Origin of the sequence: Salinicola sp. RZ23, assembly GCF_003206675.1 — a bacterium.
Taxonomy (GTDB): Bacteria; Pseudomonadota; Gammaproteobacteria; order Pseudomonadales; family Halomonadaceae; genus Salinicola; species Salinicola endophyticus.
The window spans coordinates 20,466-37,701 of the sequence record NZ_PZJK01000014.1; the positions used below are offsets into that span (position 1 = coordinate 20,466).

General features: G+C 66.5%; 15 protein-coding genes. 10 read left to right on the plus strand and 5 right to left on the minus strand.

The genetic code is table 11. The annotated features are described in order from the left end of the window. Window positions 1-37 precede the first annotated feature (37 nt). Together gndA and nadA are read left to right on the plus strand one after the other, a co-directional pair. Window positions 38-1,453: an NADP-dependent phosphogluconate dehydrogenase gene (gene gndA / locus DOM67_RS14045; protein WP_110677009.1), complete on the plus strand. Its 1,416-nt coding sequence runs from the start codon at window positions 38-40 to the stop codon at window positions 1,451-1,453. Window positions 1,454-1,466: 13 nt separating this feature from the next. Beyond that, window positions 1,467-2,516: a quinolinate synthase NadA gene (nadA, locus tag DOM67_RS14050; RefSeq protein ID WP_110677011.1), complete on the plus strand. Its 1,050-nt coding sequence runs from the start codon at window positions 1,467-1,469 to the stop codon at window positions 2,514-2,516. 158 nt (window positions 2,517-2,674) lie between these two features. Here the strand turns inward: nadA and DOM67_RS14055 are convergent, their stop codons facing one another. Beyond that, window positions 2,675-3,445, minus strand: coding sequence for a MipA/OmpV family protein (locus tag DOM67_RS14055; protein WP_110677013.1), 771 nt, complete (start codon window positions 3,443-3,445; stop codon window positions 2,675-2,677). Window positions 3,446-3,857: 412 nt separating this feature from the next. Between DOM67_RS14055 and DOM67_RS14060 the strand changes: the two genes are divergently transcribed. From DOM67_RS14060 to DOM67_RS14070, 3 genes are read left to right on the plus strand one after another with little or no spacing between them, the layout of a single operon-like run. Next, window positions 3,858-4,547 carry a (2Fe-2S)-binding protein gene (locus DOM67_RS14060; RefSeq protein ID WP_110677015.1) on the plus strand — a complete coding sequence of 230 codons (690 nt, stop codon included), beginning with the start codon at window positions 3,858-3,860 and terminating at the stop codon, window positions 4,545-4,547. Beyond that, complete coding sequence (locus tag DOM67_RS14065) at window positions 4,544-5,530, plus strand: xanthine dehydrogenase family protein subunit M (RefSeq protein ID WP_110677017.1); 987 nt, start codon at window positions 4,544-4,546, stop codon at window positions 5,528-5,530. Before DOM67_RS14060 ends, DOM67_RS14065 begins: the two co-directional genes overlap by 4 nt. Window positions 5,531-5,552: 22 nt before the next feature. Continuing rightward, window positions 5,553-7,796 carry a xanthine dehydrogenase family protein molybdopterin-binding subunit gene (locus tag DOM67_RS14070; RefSeq protein WP_110677018.1) on the plus strand — a complete coding sequence of 748 codons (2,244 nt, stop codon included), beginning with the start codon at window positions 5,553-5,555 and terminating at the stop codon, window positions 7,794-7,796. A 106-nt stretch (window positions 7,797-7,902) separates the two neighbouring features. On the opposite strand, the gene DOM67_RS14075 is transcribed toward DOM67_RS14070, so the two are convergent. The 3 genes from DOM67_RS14075 to DOM67_RS14085 are packed head-to-tail and all read right to left on the minus strand — an operon-like array spanning window position 7,903 to window position 10,736. Next, window positions 7,903-9,231, minus strand: a complete 1,329-nt coding sequence (locus DOM67_RS14075) for a TRAP transporter large permease (RefSeq protein WP_110677020.1) — start codon at window positions 9,229-9,231, stop codon at window positions 7,903-7,905. Next, window positions 9,225-9,701, minus strand: coding sequence for a TRAP transporter small permease subunit (locus DOM67_RS14080; protein WP_110677022.1), 477 nt, complete (start codon window positions 9,699-9,701; stop codon window positions 9,225-9,227). Before DOM67_RS14080 ends, DOM67_RS14075 begins: the two co-directional genes overlap by 7 nt. A gap of 30 nt (window positions 9,702-9,731) precedes the next feature. Then, entirely contained in the window at window positions 9,732-10,736 is a 1,005-nt protein-coding gene (locus tag DOM67_RS14085; protein ID WP_110677024.1) for a DctP family TRAP transporter solute-binding subunit, read from the minus strand. 389 nt (window positions 10,737-11,125) lie between these two features. Here DOM67_RS14085 and DOM67_RS14090 point away from each other — a divergent pair, with 389 nt between their 5' ends. Continuing rightward, on the plus strand, window positions 11,126-12,103 hold the full coding sequence (locus tag DOM67_RS14090) for a DctP family TRAP transporter solute-binding subunit (RefSeq protein WP_232825268.1): 978 nt from the start codon (window positions 11,126-11,128) through the stop codon (window positions 12,101-12,103). Then, window positions 12,093-12,947: an SDR family NAD(P)-dependent oxidoreductase gene (locus DOM67_RS14095; protein WP_110677028.1), complete on the plus strand. Its 855-nt coding sequence runs from the start codon at window positions 12,093-12,095 to the stop codon at window positions 12,945-12,947. The genes DOM67_RS14090 and DOM67_RS14095 overlap by 11 nt, the downstream gene beginning before the upstream one ends. Before the next feature lie 38 nt (window positions 12,948-12,985). Here the strand turns inward: DOM67_RS14095 and DOM67_RS14100 are convergent, their stop codons facing one another. Next, window positions 12,986-13,771: an IclR family transcriptional regulator gene (locus tag DOM67_RS14100; RefSeq protein ID WP_198651820.1), complete on the minus strand. Its 786-nt coding sequence runs from the start codon at window positions 13,769-13,771 to the stop codon at window positions 12,986-12,988. Window positions 13,772-13,910: 139 nt separating this feature from the next. On the opposite strand from DOM67_RS14100, the gene DOM67_RS14105 reads away from it, so the two are divergent. Genes DOM67_RS14105 through DOM67_RS14115 form a run of 3 tightly spaced genes read left to right on the plus strand, consistent with a single transcriptional unit; the run spans window position 13,911 to window position 17,235 of the window. Beyond that, window positions 13,911-15,080: an acetyl-CoA acetyltransferase gene (locus DOM67_RS14105; RefSeq protein ID WP_110677032.1), complete on the plus strand. Its 1,170-nt coding sequence runs from the start codon at window positions 13,911-13,913 to the stop codon at window positions 15,078-15,080. Beyond that, window positions 15,077-16,693, plus strand: a complete 1,617-nt coding sequence (locus DOM67_RS14110; protein ID WP_110677034.1) for an acyl-CoA synthetase — start codon at window positions 15,077-15,079, stop codon at window positions 16,691-16,693. Before DOM67_RS14105 ends, DOM67_RS14110 begins: the two co-directional genes overlap by 4 nt. Beyond that, window positions 16,690-17,235 (plus strand): DUF296 domain-containing protein, encoded by a 546-nt coding sequence (locus tag DOM67_RS14115; RefSeq protein ID WP_110677036.1) that lies wholly within the window; start codon window positions 16,690-16,692, stop codon window positions 17,233-17,235. Before DOM67_RS14110 ends, DOM67_RS14115 begins: the two co-directional genes overlap by 4 nt. Window position 17,236 lies beyond the last annotated feature (1 nt).

The following is a 17,236-nucleotide window of genomic DNA, read 5'->3' on the forward strand; positions in this document are numbered from 1 at the left end:
GCGTGGCGGCTTCATTTTTGCAAGGAGCATCAATTCCATGGCCAAACAGCAAATCGGCGTGGTCGGCATGGCCGTCATGGGGCGCAATCTGGCGCTCAACATCGAGAGTCGCGGCTATACGGTGTCGATCTACAACCGCTCGGCGGAGAAGACCGACGAGGTGATGGCCGAGAACGGTGACAGCAAGCTCAAACCGTTCTATAGCGTCGAGGAGTTCGTGGCGTCGCTGGAGACCCCGCGGCGCATTCTGCTGATGGTCAAGGCCGGCGATGCCACCGACAAGACGATCGCGTCGCTCAAGCCGCATCTCGACCAGGGCGACATCCTGATCGACGGCGGCAACACCCCGTTCGAGGACACCATTCGCCGCAACAAGGAGCTCTCCGAGGCGGGCTTCAACTTCATCGGCACCGGCGTCTCCGGTGGCGAGGAGGGGGCGCTGAAAGGGCCGTCGATCATGCCGGGTGGGCAGAAGGAAGCCTACGACATGGTGGCGCCGATCCTCGAGAAGATCGCTGCCCGCGCCGACGACGGCGAGCCCTGCGTGGCCTATGTCGGCCCGGATGGCGCCGGCCACTACGTCAAGATGGTCCACAACGGCATCGAATATGGCGACATGCAGCTGATCGCCGAAGCCTACGCGATCCTCAAGGGCTCGCTGGGGCTCTCCAACGCCGAGCTGGCCGAGGTGTTCAGTGAGTGGAACGAAGGCGAACTCGACAGCTACCTGATCGATATCACCGCCAAGATCTTCACCAAGCAGGATGACCAGACCGATCACGATGTGGTCGATATCATTCTCGACTCGGCGGGGCAGAAGGGTACCGGCAAGTGGACCAGCAAGAGCGCGCTGGATCTCGGCGTGCCGCTGCCGCTGATCACCGAATCGGTCTTCGCGCGCTTCATCTCGGCGCTGAAAGAGGAGCGTGTGGCAGCGTCCAAGGTGCTCAAGGGCCCGGCGCAGAAGACCTTCGAGGGCGACAAGGCCGAGTTCATCGAGAAGGTGCGCAAGGCGCTCTTCTTCAGCAAGATCGCCTCCTACGCTCAGGGCTTCGCCCAGATGCGCGCCGCCTCCGAGGATCATGGCTGGGACCTGAACTATGGCGAAGTGGCCAAGCTGTTCCGCGCCGGCTGCATCATCCGCGCGCGCTTTCTGCAGAAGATCACCGATGCCTATCAGGAGAATCCTGAGCTCAAGAACCTGCTGATGGCGCCGTACTTCGGCGATATCGCCGGCAACTATCAGTCGGCGCTGCGGGACGTGATCGCTCATGCCGTGCAGAACGGCATTCCGGTGCCGACCTTCTCCTCGGCGATCGCCTACTACGACAGCTACCGCAGCGAAAAACTGCCGGCCAACCTGATTCAGGCCCAGCGCGACTTCTTCGGCGCTCACACCTACAAGCGTGTCGATCGCGAAGGGACCTTCCACACCGAGTGGCTGCAGGACTGACGGAGACGAAGCGATGGCGGAACGGCAGCGGGATCGGGTTCGCGAGCATCTGGCGGGCCACGCGCAGCCGACGCTCGACGAGGGCGCCAAGGCGCATTATCGGGCGCGTATCGCGGCGCAGTTGAAGGCGCGTAACGCGGTGCTGGTCGCGCACTACTACACCGATCCCGAGATCCAGGCGCTGGCGGAAGCGACCGGTGGCTGCGTCGCCGACTCGCTGGAAATGGCCCGCTTCGGCAAGGATCACCCGGCGACCACGCTGATCGTTGCCGGGGTGCGGTTCATGGGCGAGACCGCCAAGATCCTGAGCCCAGAGAAGCGGGTGTTCATGCCTACGCTGGAGGCGACCTGTTCGCTGGACATCGGCTGTCCGGCGGACACCTTCTCCGCCTTCTGCGACCAGCATCCGGAGCGCACCGTGGTGGTCTACGCCAACACCTCGGCGGCGGTGAAGGCGCGTGCCGACTGGGTGGTGACCTCGTCGATCGCGGTGGAACTGATCGATCACCTCGACCGGCAGGGCGAAAAGATCCTGTGGGCGCCGGATCGCCATCTGGGCAACTATGTGCGCGAGCGAACCGGGGCCGACGTGCTCTGTTGGGAGGGCGAGTGCATCGTCCACGATGAGTTCAAGGCCAAGGGGATTCTCGATCTCAAGGCGCTGCATCCGCAGGCCGCGGTGCTCGTGCACCCGGAGTCACCGGCCTCGGTGGTGGAGATCGCCGATGTGGTCGGCTCCACCTCGCAGCTGATCAGCGCGGCCCAGAAGCTCGATAACCCCAGCTTCATCGTCGCCACCGATCGCGGCATCTTCTACAAGATGCAGCAGCTGATGCCGGACAGAACCTTCATGGCCGCGCCCACGGCGGGCAATGGCGCCACCTGCAGAAGCTGCGCCAACTGCCCGTGGATGGCGATGAACGGCCTCGAGAACACCCTGGCGGTGCTGGAGGACGCCAACGGCTGTGGTCAGGAGATTCATGTCGATCCCGAGATCGCACGCCAGGCGCTGGTACCGCTGAATCGCATGCTGGAGTTCGGTGCCGAGTTGAAGCGTCGTTAGGCTGGGTACGACAACGGACGTCGCTCGCCGACTTTTGGCATCACCCCCAGCGCTGTCCGTGGAAAGACGAAAACGCCCGCTCCGGCCGATGCCGGGGCGGGCGTTTTTGCCGATGGGGCGGCGTGGCACGCCCCTGGCGATGTCAACGGTGGCCGGTATCAGAAATGGTAGTTGATGAAGGCGCCCGCGTGCCACTGGGTGGCGTCGCCGAGGTCGTCGACGATCGGGCTATCCTCGGCGTCGCCGGTGAGGCGTGCCACGCCGACCAGGCCGGTGACCGACCACTGCCGGGTGAGGTAGTAGCTCAGGGTGGCATCGGCGCCCAGGGTGAAGTAGCCATCGTTCGGGTCGTAGGCACGAATCCCCGAGCGCGCACTCTCTCCGGCGGAGACCCCGAACAGATCGTCGGTCCAGGCCGCGCTGGTGTAGCTGAAGCGCGGGCCGACGGTGAAGGCGGCGCGCTCGCCGAGGCGGGCGACATGGGTCGCCGCGAACTTGACCCGATAGCCGTCGAGGTCACCGGTGAACGGCGTCTCGGCGGCGGCGCTGTAGTGCCAGGTGTCGTCGAGATAGCTGGCGCGCAGGCCGGCGGTGGCGCCGCCGTCGACCTGATCCAGGGCGCGGATGTCGCCGGTGTCGTCTCGGCCGAAGGTGTAGCCGATGAAGGGCGCGACCCGCCACTTGCCCTCGCGCACCAGATTCCAGCCGATGCCGTCGGTCACGCTGACGAAGAAGGTGTTGCCGTAGGTCGCATCCAGCGACGGCCAGGCCCTCCACTCGTAGTCGTCGCTACCCTGATAGTCCGGCGCGTAGAGGGCGCCGGCGCCGACGCTGCCTTCCCAGGTCGGCTGGGCCGCGCTGGCCGCGGCGGCGGTGGAGAGGCCGGCGGCGAGCGCCAGCAGACGGACGCCATGACGTGAAACACTCATCTCTCTGATCCCTGTGACGATGCAGTTGGGCGAAAACATACGGCAGGCCCGAGCAAAAGGCCAGCCGCGCCGCGGGCCTGCGGAGGATGCCCATTTCTGCGTGAATTGCGCGAATTACGCCAATGATTTGGCATTGATGCCGCTCTTTTCCTAACGTCAGTGCTACGACTGGCCGCCCTTCGACATCGCGCTGCGGTGCCTGACACACCCTGCGCGCCTGCGCCCCGCCTGGCATACCGCCTCTCGCGCTGGCCGTCGTGGGACAAGACGCGCGCATCGCCGCTCGAGCGGCAAGCGCCAGCCCCGCACCCGACAGGGCATCTCGACAGACACGCGAGCACGACGCGCCAGAACGCCACGTGAGAAAGACAATGATGCCGGCAGCGGCACAGCCTTGATGAGGATCTCAGACATGGATGACAACGAGCGCGCGACGCCGGGGGTCGATCACTTCGATCCCCGCCGCGACACCCAGCCCCGCTCTCCCGCGCGGCGGCGTTTCCTGCAGTCCGCGGGGGCTTCCGGTCTCGCTATGGCGGCGGCACCGGCGCTGTCCCAGGTGAGCTATGCCGGTTCGCCGGACCAGCCGCAGACCCAGACCGATGTCCCGCCGGCCGAGGGCCGGCAGCGCATCACGCTGATCGTCAACGGCCGGCGCCAGCAACTGGACGTGACCCCCAACGTGATTCTGCTCGACGCGTTGCGCCATGGTCTCGGTCTCACCGGCACCAAGAAGGGCTGCGATCACGGTCAGTGCGGGGCCTGCACGCTGCTGGTCAACGGCACCGCGATCAATGCCTGCCTCAGTCTGGCGGTTACCCACGACGGCGACGCCATCACCACGGTCGAAGGGCTCGAGCAGAATGGTCAGCCGCACCCGATCCAGCAGGCCTTCCTCGAGCACGATGCCTACCAGTGTGGTTACTGCACCGCGGGGCAGATGATGAGCGCGGTGGCGATTCTCAACGATGACGCGATCGGCACCAGCGATGCCGAGGTGCGCGAGGCGATGAGCGGCAACATCTGCCGCTGTGGCGCCTACAAGAACATCGTCGCGGCGATCCAGTCGGCACGTGGCAAACTTGCAGGAGATCCGGCATGAGAGCCTTCGATTATGCCCGGGCGGAGAACCCGGCGGCCGCGATTGCGGCCCACGGCAGCGATGGCCAGGCGGCCTTTCTGGCCGGCGGCACCACGCTGCTCGATCTGGTCAAGCTGGATGTCATGCAGCCGCGCAAGGTGGTCGATATCAATGGCGTGGCGCTGGACCGGATCGAGTCTCTGGACGACGGCCGCCTGCGCATCGGCGCCATGGTGACCAACACCGCGCTGGCCCGTGACAAGCGTGTCGTCGAGGATTACGCCGTGCTCTCCCAGGCGCTGCTGGCAGGCGCCTCGACCCAGCTGCGCAACAAGGCCACCACCGGTGGCAATCTGATGCAGCGGGTGCGCTGTCCCTATTTCCGCGATGGCGTCTCGGCCTGCAACAAGCGCGAGCCGGGTAGCGGCTGTGCCGCGATCGGCGGCGTCAACCGCTCGGTGCATGCGGTGCTCGGCACCAGCGACAGCTGCATCGCCGCTCACCCGTCGGACATGTGCGTGGCGATGGCGGCGATCGGCGCCAAGGTGCAGGTCGAAGGCCCCGAGGGACGACGCGAGATCGACTTCGCCGACTTCCACCTGCTGCCCGGTGACACGCCGCAGCGCGAGCACGCGCTGGCGCCCGGCGAGCTGATCACCCATGTGGTGCTCGACGCCCCGCTCGCCGGCAGCCGCTCGGCCTATCTCAAGCTGCGCGATCGCCAGTCCTATCAGTTCGCGCTCGCCTCCAGCGCGGTAATCGTGCAGATGGATGGAAACACCGTTAGAGAAGCACGGGTGGCGCTGGGCGGCGTCGGCACCAAGCCGTGGCGGGCGCCGGAGGTAGAGGCGGCGCTCAAGGGTGAGCCGGCGAGCGAGCAGCGCTTTGCCGACGCCGCCAAGCTCGCTTTCGAGCATGCCGTCGCCTACTCCCACAACGCCTACAAGATTCCCCTCGGCCAGCAGGCGATCGTACGCAACCTGACCGATCTGACCATAGCCTGAGCCACGGCGAGGAGAGACCCAGATGAGTGACGACAAGCCCACTGCCCCGCACTTCGGTGCGATCATCGGCGCCGGCGTGCCGCGGATCGATGGCCCCGACAAGCTCTCGGGCCGTGCCCACTACGCCGCCGACCAGCAGCCCGCCGGTCTCGTCTACGGCTACGGTGTGTTCAGCACCATCGCCAGCGGCAAGGTGAGTCAACTGAGCGTGGCTCGGGCACGCCAGATGCCCGGTGTGATCGAGATTTTTCACCACGGGCACTTCCCCAAGCTCTACCGTTCGCCGTCGAGCTTCGCTCAGGGCAACAAGGTCGAGGAGACGCGTCTGCCGTTCGAGGACGAGCGCATCTACTACGCCGGGCAGTTCGTGGCGCTGGTGGTGGCGGATACCTTCGAGAACGCCCGCGCCGCGGCGCGAGAGGTCGAGGTCAGCTACGCCGAAGACCACGCACTCGCCAACCTGGATCAGGGGGTGGCCGCCCACGGCACCCGGGCCGGCCGAGGCGACCATTCACGCGGCGATGCCGCGGCGGCCTTCGACAGTGCCGCCCAGCGTATCGACGTGACCTACCGGACGCCGGTGGAGACCCACAACCCGATGGAGATGCACGCCTCCACGGCGTGGTGGGAGCGCGATCATCTCACGATCTTCGATGCCTCCCAGGGCGTGGTGATGGCGCGTAACGCGCTCTCCAAGATCTTCGCCATCCCGCCGGAGCGGGTCACCGTGCATGCGCCCTACATCGGCTCCGGCTTCGGCAGCAAACTGTGGACCTGGCCCCATGCCGTGGCCACTGCCGCCGCCGCGCGCGAGCTGGGGCGCCCGGTACAGCTGGTGGTGCCGCGGGCGCAGATGTTCACCACCACCGGCCACCGGCCGGAGACGCGCCAGCGGCTGCGCCTGGCCACCGATGGCAACGGCAAGCTGGTCTCCCTGCGCCACGAGTCGATCAACACCACCTCGTTCACCGACCAGTACGTCGAGACCTGCGGCAGCGTGACCAAGAGTCTCTACAGCTGCCCCCATCTCACCGTCAGCCACGCAACGACCCAGGTGAATCGCGGTACGCCCACCTCGATGCGCGCCCCCGGTGCGGCACCGGGGCTGTTCGCGCTGGAGTCGGCGGTGGATGAGATGGCCGTGGCCGTCGGCGCCGACCCGCTCGCCTTCCGCCTCGACAACTACGCCGAGCGCGACGAGAGCCTGGATCTCGCTTTCTCCAGCAACCATATCGTCGAGGCGACCCAGCGTGCCGCCGAGCGCTTCGGCTGGGACGAACGCTCCGCCGAGATCGGCAGCATGCGCCAGGGGCGCGAGATCGTCGGCTACGGCATGGCGGCGTGCAACTGGGAGGCGCTCAAGCGCCCGTGCGATGCGCGGGTCTCGCTGCGCGCCGACGGTACCGCATTGGCCTCCTGCGCCACCCAGGACATCGGCACCGGCACTTACACCATCGTCGCCCAGGCGGTGAGTGATCTCACCGGCCTGCCGCTGGAGCGGATCACGGTCGAACTGGGGGACTCCTCCTATCCGGATGGCCCGGTCTCCGGCGGCTCCTGGGCCACGGCGACCACGCTGCCGGCGATCGCCAAGGCGGCGCGGGTCGCACTGGACGAGATGAAGCGCTACGCCACCGGCACCAATGGTGCCTTCGCCGGGGTCGCCAGCGACGAGCTCGAGGTCGCGGAGGGCGGCTTGCGCAACGCCGATGGCAAGCAGGTGAGCTTTGCCGACATCCTCGGCGCCGCGCGCTACGGCAGCGCCGATGGCGAAGCCCACACCGAGGGGGCTGATGCACAATACTCCTACCGCTCCTTCGGCGCGCACTTCGTTGAGGTGCGCTGGGACCCGGGCATCTCGCATCTGCGCGTCGCCCGCGTGGTCAGCGCCATCGATGTCGGCCGGGTGATCAACGAGACCACCGCACGCAACCAGGTCGAGGGCGCAATCGTCATGGGCGTCGGCATGGGGCTGTTCGAGGCGACCGAATACGACGCCCGCAACGGTCGTCCGGTCAACAACGACTATGCCGAGTACGTGGTGCCGGTCCACGCCGACCAGCCCGAGGTCGATGTCATCCTGCTCGACTACCCCGATACCCGGTTCAACGAGTACGGGGCCCGCGGTATCGGCGAGATCGGCATCACCGGGCTCGCCGCCGCCGTGGCCAACGCGGTGTACCACGCCACCGGCAAGCGTATCCGCGAGCTGCCGATCACCCTCGACAAGCTGATGGATGATGTGCCTGAGGCCCGCACGGCCTGAGCCAGATCCACAACGCATCGACGCCGGCCCCAGGGCCGGCGTCTTTGTCTTCGTCTTGGTCTGGCTATTTGTCGTCGTCGGTGTCGTCGCGCTAAGTGCGGCGGGGCTAGAGCGCGATGAGCGAGATCGCCGGCACATAGGCCACGATCAGTAGCCCGATCAGCGACACGATCAGGAAAGGGATCACTCCACGCGCGATCTGGCCCAGCGGCAGCCCGGTGATATTGGCGGCGACGAACAGATTGATGCCCACCGGCGGGGTGATCAGGCCGATGGAGAGCGCCGTCATCAAGGCCACCCCGAACCAGGTCGGGTCGAGGCCCAGTTGCTGCACCACGGGCATGAAGATCGGCAGGGTGATGAACATGATGGTGATGGCGTCCATGAACATCCCTGCCAGCAGCAGGATGACCAGCATCATCAGCACGATCACCCAGGGGCTATGGCTGATGCCGAGCAGCGCATCCGAGTAGTCGCCGACCAGCCCGTCGACCACCACCACCCAGCCGAACAGGCTGGCGAACGCCACCACCAGCATGACCACCGCGGAGGACCCCGCCGAGGCCGCCACGCAGGCGAACAGCGCCCGCGGGCTGAGCGTGCGGTAGATGAAGAAGCCCACGAACATGGCGAAGACGGTGGCCACGATCGCCGCTTCGGTGGGGGTGAACAGGCCGCCATAGATGCCGCCCAGGATGACCACCGGCGTCAGCAGGCCCCAGAACGCCTCGCGGAAGGCGCGCAGCAGGCGCGTGGCGTAGGGCAGACCGCTGCCTTCGCCCACCGCGCGCAGAAAGGCGGCATCCGCGCTGGCGCTCTCGCTCGCCGAGGGCGGCGTGGCGCTCAGCCGTGCGAACGGCAGCGCGCACAGCATCAGCAGGCCGAGCATCAGGCCCGGCAGAATGGCGGCCAGGAACAGATCCGAAATCGAGGTGCCGGCGAGGATGCCGTAGATCACCAGGCCGATGGAGGGCGGAATGATCAGCGACAGCGCCGCCCCGGTACAGACCAGACCCGCGGCGAAGGCGCGGGAGTAGCCATCGGCGACCATGCCGCGGATGATCAGCGGCCCGATCGCCGCCACCGAGGCCGGCCCCGAGCCGCTCACCGCGCCCCAGAACAGGCACACCACGGTACCGACCAGGCCCATGCCACCGGGTAGCCCGCCGACCAGAGTGCGGAAGAAGTTGATCATCTTCTCGGCAATGCCGGTGATCCCCATGATATTGCCGGCGAGGATGAAGAACGGGATCGCCAGGAGCGAATACTTGGCGATGCCCGAGACGATCAGGTCGCCCACCATGTCGAGCCCGAAGCCCATGATGTACATCGCCGCCATGGCCGACAGCGCCAGGCTGAACGCCACCGGCACACGAATCAGGACCAGCACGAAGAACAGGATGATCATCTGGGTACCGGCGGAGAGGTCTAGCATGCGACACCTCCCGGACGGCGCAGCTCGGCGATCGCCAGCTCCAGCTGGCGGATCATCAGCATGACGAAGCCCAGCGGCACGATCAGCGTGTAGTACCACTGCGGCACCTGCAGGGCGCTGGAGACCACTCCGCTGGCGTACTGGTGACCGAGCAGGGTCACGGTAAAGAGCGTGCACAGCACCAGGGTCACCAGCACCAGCAGGGTCGAGACCACCACCAGCACGCGCTTGAAGCGGGCGGGGGCGATATCGTAGAGCACCGTCACCGCCAGATGCTGGCCGCGCTTGGCTGCGATCGCCGCACCGAACACCGTCAGCAGCACCATCCCGTTGATGATCAGCTCCTGGGTGGATGCCAGCGAGTAGTTGGTGAGGTTGCGTACCACGACATTGATGAAGCCCAGCAGCGTCATGCCGAGAAACACGCAGCCGCAGATCACTTCCTCGAAATGGTGCCAGGCCGATCGCATCAGCGTTGCGCTCCCGTGTTGATCGTCTCGTTACTGGCTAGCCGTGTCTTTGACCGCCTGCTCGAACTGCGTGACCAGATCCTCGCCCACGCGTGCCGCCCACTGGTCGTAGACCTCACTGGTGGCCTGCTTGAACGCCTCGAGCTGGGTCGCGTCCAGGGTGGTGATGGTCATGCCGTGCTGCTTCAGCGTCTCGACGCCGCTGCGGGTCTGGTCGCGCGCGAGGTCGCGCTGATAGGCCATGGCCTCCTGCGCCGCCTTGGCGACCAGAGCCTGGGTCTTGGCATCCCAGCCGTTCCAGCGTTTCTCGCTGACCCCGATGAAGATCGGATCGTAGGAGTAGTGCCACTCGGTCAGATACTTCTGCACCTCGTAGAGCCGCTGCGGCACGATGATCGAGCCCACCGGATTCTCCTGACCATCGACCACGCCCTGCTGCAGTGCCGAGAAGGTCTCGGTCCACTGGATCTGCTGCGGATTGGCGCCCAGGGCATCGAACACATCGATGTACATCGGGCCGGCCACGCGGATCTTCATGCCGCGCAGGTCGGCGGGGGAGGAGACCGGCTTGACGCTGTTGGTCAGCTCGCGAAAGCCGTTCTCGCCCCAGGCGAGGATCTCGATGCCATTGTCGCGGGCGATCTCCTTCACCGCGTCCCCCGGTGCGCCCTGAATGGCGTTGTCCACCTGGGCGTAGTTGGAGAACAGATAGGGCAGCGAGAAGACCGCCATCTCGGGAATCAGCGGGGTGACGTTGATCGCCGAGGTGATGACGAAGTCGATATCGCCACGGCCTACCATCTCCGCCTGCTTCATCTGGTCGCCGCCGGAGAGCACGGCATTGGGGAAGATGCGCACGCCGATATCGCCGTCGGACGCCTGCTTCAGCAGCTCGTTGAACTTTTCGGCGCCCTTCTGCCAGGAGGTGGCGTCGGAGGTGTTGTGGGTCAGGCGATAGGTATCGGCATGGGCCGAGAGCGACAGCAGGGTGGTACATGCCGCGACGGCCAGCGGAATCAGCGTACGCTTGATCATGGGGTGTCTCGCGTTCCGTAGAGTGGAATTGTTATGGCTTGTCGCTGGCAGATTGGACGAGCGGGTCGTGTCGGGGAATTGGACGATGGTTGTAAACACCCGGGCGGCCTTGAGTCGTTTTTATCCTAATCGATTGATTATCATCAAAATAGCTTTTCTATTTCATGGTCCTTTCTTCGTAGTTCTCCGATATTTATCCACCTCTGGGGTTTTCAAAAATTCCATTATATGAAATTTAGTCAGTAGGTCGTATTGCGGGGTGGCGAGTGCTTTCCCGATTCTCGGGAGGCGCCGGCGTCTTTGCGGTGGCGCTTTCACACGAATCGGAGGGTGTTATGGCGTTGTTTTGTAACGTGAAGATCGGCGTGTTGAGGGCCAGTGGCGCTGTCGTGGGGAGCCTTCTGCTGGTGGTCTCCACCGGCGTGGCGGCAGAGACACTGCGACTATCCAGTGAGACCAGCGACGCCACGAGTCGCAACATGGGAGCGGCGCGTTTCGCGCAGCTCGTCGATACCGCGACCCAGGGGCAGACGCAGGTCAAGGTATTCGCCAATGCGGTGCTCGCCGGCGGCGATCAGCTGCGACAAGCCGAGATGGTGGGGCGTGGCGATATCGACTTCGTGCTCTCCACGGCGATCTCGGTCACCCCGCTGATCCCCGAGATGGCGGTGTTCTCGCTGCCCTACCTGTATCGCAACTATGCGGAGGTCGACGCCACGCTCCAGGGAGAGCCGGCACGGCGGATGGAGCAGATCATGGCTGAGCACGGTCTCGTCGTGCTGGGCTGGGGGGAGAGCGGTTTCCGCGAGTTGACCAACAGCGTCAAGCCGGTCTCCTCCCCCGCCGACCTGCGCGGCATGAAGATCCGCGTGGCCGGCCCGATGTTCATCGATGTCATGGACGAGCTGGGGGCCAATCCACAGCAAATCCAGTGGACCGAGACCTTTGCCGCGCTGCAGCAGGGCGTGGTCGATGGCCAGGAAAACCCCGTCGGGGCGGTCATCGTGCCGCAGCGTATCTATGAGGTGCAGAAGTATCTGACCGCCTGGCACTACTCCTATGACCCCGCCTTTCTCGCCGTGAGCGAGGAGAAGTGGAATGCCTGGAGCCCTGAGATGCAGCAGACGATGCGTCAGGCGGCTCAGGAGGCGATGGCTTATCAGAAATCACTCACCCGCGAGCAGACGCAGTCGGGCTACGCCACCCTGGCCGAGCATGGCATGGAGATCACGCAGTTGGACGACGCCCAGCTCGGCACCTTCCAGCAGGCGACGCGCCAGACCTTCGACAGCTGGTCGCAGAAGGTGGGGCCGGCACTGGTCGACACCTTCCAGCAGGCGATCGAGGAGGTGCGGCATGCCGAATGAGACGCTGGGCGGCGCACCGCGCCATGCAGGGGCGCTCGCCGCCGGCGGCTTGCTGGCCGGCCGGCGCGTGGTCGTGGTGGGGGCGGGTGCCTGCGGTGACGGCTGGGGCAACGGCAAGGCCGCAGCGGTCGCCTATGCCCGCCAGGGGGCGCGGGTCGTGGCGGTGGACCGCGATCTGGCGGCGGCGCTTGAGACCCAGGCCCTGATTCGCGAATCGGGCGGTGAGTGCGAGGCGCTGGAGGCGGACGTGGGCCAGGCGGCGGAGGTGGCGGCGATGATCGAGCGCGCCGCCGCCGTCCTCGGCGGGATCGATGTGCTGCACAACAACGTCGGCATGGCCATCACCGGCGGGCCGGAGGAGACCTCCGAGGCGGCATGGGAGCAGGTGCTGCGGATCAATCAGACCAGTGTCTTCCTCAGCTGCAAGCACGTGCTGCCGATCATGCGGCGCCAGGGCGGCGGGTGCATCGTCAATATCTCCTCGATCGCGGCGGTGCGCTGGATCGGTTTCGCCTACTCGGCCTACACCGCGTCCAAGGCAGCGATCATTGCCTTCACCGAGAATCTGGCGGCCCAGTGTGCGGCCGATGGCATTCGAGCCAACTGCATTCTACCCGGGCTGATGGATACGCCGATGATCCACGCGCCGCTCACCGCGGCCTATGGTGGCGACACCGCGGCGATGCTCGAAGCGCGCCATCGCCAGTGTCCCACGGGGTTCATGGGAGATGCCTGGGACGTGGCCAATGCGTCGCTGTTTCTGGCCTCCGACATGGCTCGCTATATCACCGGGGTGAGCCTGCGCGTGGATGGCGGCCTGTCGCTGCGTGCCGCCACGGGCTGAACGGTTGCCGGCGCCGAGAGGGCGGGCGAGACCCGCGTTCAGCGCATGCGCTGGGCGCGATGGATCTTGGCTTCCAGCGTTCTGGCGGCCTCGATCAGGCGCGGGCCGAGTTCGCGCTGGCGCTGGGGCTGCAGGCGGCTCTCGATCGCCGCCACCGAGAGCGCACCGAGCACTCTCCCGTGACGGTCGCGCACGGCGGCGCCGATGCCCCAGGAGCCCGCCACCACCGAGCCACGATTGATGCCGTAGCCCAGGGCGCGGCACTCGGCGATACGCGGCAGGTGATCCGCGCGCTGGTCGTTGGGGAAGTGTGCTGCGCACTCCTCGGCATTGGCGGCCAGACACTGCTCCACCTCGTCGTCGCTCATCGCGGCCAGCATCGCGATGCCGGCACCACCCACGCCCAGCGGCAGGCGCGTGCCGGGCTGCAGTACGTGGGTCTTGATCGGGTAGCTGCCATCTTCCCGGATGAGGCAGAGCGAGTGCCACTCGCTGCGCAGGCAGAAGAAGGCGCTGTCGCCGGTGTCGGCGGCAATGCGCGCGACCGGCGTCGCAGCGATCTCCCTCAGGCCATAGCGCTGGTTGGCGATCACCCCCAGGGCGTAACACTCCGGCCCCAGGAAATAACCCTCTTCATCGCTCTTCTCGACCATGCCCTCCGCCATGAGCGCCTGAAGCAATCGATGAACCGTGGGCTTGGAGAGTCCCGTGCGCTGGGTGATGTAGGCCAGTGACACGCCGCTGCCCAGTTCTCCGGCAATGGCACGCAGGACCTGCAGGGTGCGATAGGTGGACTGCGCGCCCTGGATATGGCCTGAACTCATGGCTGGCTCCTGTCGTTCCATAATGTGGCCTAATTATTTGGTATATAACGGCCATCTTTCGATTGAAGGCGCTCTAATCGGCGAATAGCGTAATTGATATCATATTTTTTAATTCCATTTTATGGAATACGGAGAAAACATGTCAACGCGAGCCACGATCGTCGGCTGGGCACATCTGCCGTTCGGCAAGCGCCCCGAGGCCGATACCGAAGCCATGATGGCGCAGGTCACGCCCCAGGCCCTGGCGCACGCCGGGATCACCCCGGAGGCCGTCGATGCCATCTTCGTCGGCGTCATGAACAACGGCTTCTCGCCGCAGGATTTCCAGGCAGCACTGGTCGGCATGGGGGAACCGGCACTGGCCTCGACCCCGGCCACGCGGCTGGAGAACGCCTGCGCCACTGGCTCCGCGGCGATTCATGCGGGCATGGACTTCATCGAGTCCGGCCGTGGCAGGATCGCGCTGGTGATCGGTGCGGAAAAGATGACGGCGCTGCCCTCGTCCGCGGTCGGCGAGATCCTGCTGGGGGCCAGCTATCGCCGTGAGGAGCAGGCACCGGGGGGCTTTCCCGGCGTCTTCGCGCGCATCGCCAGCGACTACTTCGCGCGCTACGGCGACCGCCGCGAGGAGATGGCCATGATCGCGGCCAAGAATCACGCCAACGGCGTCGCCAATCCGCTGGCCCATGTGCGCCGCGATCTCGGCTTCGAACGCTGCAACCGGGCCGACGAGGGCAATCCGCTGGTGGCCGATCCGCTGCGGCGTACCGACTGCTCGATGATCTCCGATGGCGCCGCCGCGCTGGTGCTGGCGGATGCACAGACCGCGCAGGCGCTGCACCGGGCGATCGGCTTTCGCGCCCGGGTGCAGGCCAACGACGTGCTGGCGCTGAGCCGTCGCGATCCGACCGCCTTCGAGGGGGCGGCCAGGGCCTGGCGGGGGGCGCTGGATCAGGCCGGGCTCGGCCTGAATGATCTCGATCTGGTCGAGACCCACGACTGCTTCACCATCGCCGAGCTGATCGAGTACGAAGCCATGGGCCTGACGCCGCGGGGCGAGGGGCATCGCGCGATTCGCGAGGGCTGGACCCACAAGGGCGGGCGCCTGCCGGTCAATCCTTCCGGCGGGCTCAAGGCCAAGGGGCATCCGGTGGGGGCGACCGGCGTGTCGATGCACGTGCTGGCCTGCATGCAGCTGATGCACGAGGCCGGTGACATGCAGATTCCCGGGGCCGGTCTTGCCGGCGTGTTCAACATGGGTGGCGCCGCGGTGGCCAACTACGTCAGCATTCTGGAGCGCGTGCGATGAGCGATACCCGGCAGCATCCCGTGGGCGGCCTCGCGCCGGTGAGCCGGCGGGTGATGAATCTGGGCCACTTTCTCACCCAGGCGGCGCGGCGCTACCCCGAGGAGCCGGCGCTGGTGATGGGCGACAGGACGCTCTCCTGGCGCGCGCTGGATCAGCGTGTCAGTGCACTGGCGCTGGGGCTGCGGGCGCATGGGCTGGAAAAGGGTGACCGCCTGCTGGTGCAGAGCCGTAACGGCTTCGAGATGATCGAGACGCAGCTCGCCGCGTTTCGGCTGGGGGCGATCTGGGCGCCGGCCAACTTCCGTATCGCGCCGGAAGAGGCGGCCTGGCTCGCCGAGTTGACCCAGGCGAAGATGCTGGTGGTGGGTCCGGAGTTCGAGCACCATCGGCGCGCCATGGCGGCGGCCGACCCGGCGCTGCGTCTGACCCTCTGCCTGGGCGAAACGCCCGAGGGCGGCGAGCCCGGCTACGAGGCCCTGGTGGCGGCGTATCTGGGCCAGACCTGTGCCAATGTGGACATCGAGCACGACGACCCGTGCTGGTTCTTCTTCACCTCCGGCACCACCGGCAAGTCCAAGGCGGCGGTGCTCACCCACGGCCAGATGGGCTTCATCGTCACCAACCATCTCTGCGATCTGATGCCGGGCACCGATCAGGCGAGTGACGCCAGCCTGGTGGTGGCGCCGCTCTCCCACGGCTCGGGGATCCACTATCTGACCCAGCTTGCGCGCGGGGTGAAGACCGTGCTGCCGAGCGCGCCGGGGTTCGATGCCGAGGAGATCTTCGCGCTGATCGACGCCCACCGCATCACCAACCTGTTCACCGTGCCCACCATCGTCAAGCTGCTGGTGGAGGACCCCGCGGCCGAACGCTACTCGGCGGCCTCTCTGCGCTACGTGATCTACGCCGGCGCGCCGATGTACCGCGCCGATCAGCAGCGTGCGCTGGCGCGCCTGGGGCCGGTGCTGGTGCAGTACTACGGGCTGGGCGAAGTGACCGGCAATATCACCGTGCTGCCACCGCAGTTGCACAGCGCCGATGACGCGTGCTTCAAGGTGGGCACCTGCGGCTATGACCGTACCGCGATGCAGGTCTCGATCCAGGATGAGGCCGGCCGTGAACTGCCGCCGCAGGAGAGCGGCGAGATCTGTGTCTGCGGCCTCGGCGTCTTCGCCGGCTACTACGCCAACCCGGAGGCCAACGCCAAGTCGTTCCGCAACGGCTGGTTCCGTACCGGGGACCTGGGCCATCTCGACGACGAAGGCTTTCTCTACATCACCGGGCGGGCGTCGGACATGTACATCTCCGGCGGCTCCAATATCTACCCGCGCGAGATCGAGGAGAAAATGCTCACCCATCCGGATATCCGCGAGGTCGCAGTGGTGGGCATGCCGGACCCGCGCTGGGGCGAGATCGGTGTGGCGGCGGTGGTCCCGCGGGAGGGGGCCGAGCTCGATCTGGCGGCGCTCGAAGGCTGGGTCAAGGCGCACGTGGCGAGTTACAAGGTGCCGCGGCGCTATCACCTGTTCGACAGCCTGCCCAAGTCCAGTTACGGCAAGATCACCAAGCAGCTCGTGCGGCAGGCGGTCGAGCGCCGGGAGGCAACCCCATGACCCAGTCGCTTCACGCCGGCTATCACCGCCCGCGCATGCTGCGCCATGTCGGGCGCTTCAGCCCGGTGCGCATTCACAGCATGCATCACCAGAGCGGTCGCCACATCCGGCTGCTGCTGGCGCCGGGGCTGTCGCTCTACGACGCCTTGGTGCGGCCGCTGGCGGAGATCGGCGTGACCAGCGCCTCGACCACCATTCTCGGTGGCCAGTTCGCACGCCTCGAGTACTGCGTGGCCCCCCCCGACCCCAGCGGTCATGCGGTCATCGCCTACTCTCCGCCGATCGACGCGGGGGCGGCCTATCTGGTGTTCGGCAACGCCACCCTGGGCAAGGACATGCAGGGAAAGGCCCTGGTGCACTGCCATGCGTCGGTGCGCGTCGCGAGCGGCGAGGTCAAGGGTGGGCACATCGTGCCGCAGGCCTCGATCGTCGGCGCGCAGCCGATTCCGGTGCTGGTGACCGCGCTGGAGGGCTTCGAGCTGCGCCAGGCCCTCGACGACGAGACCAACATCCCTCTGTTGAAGCCCTTCAAGGAGTCCTGAG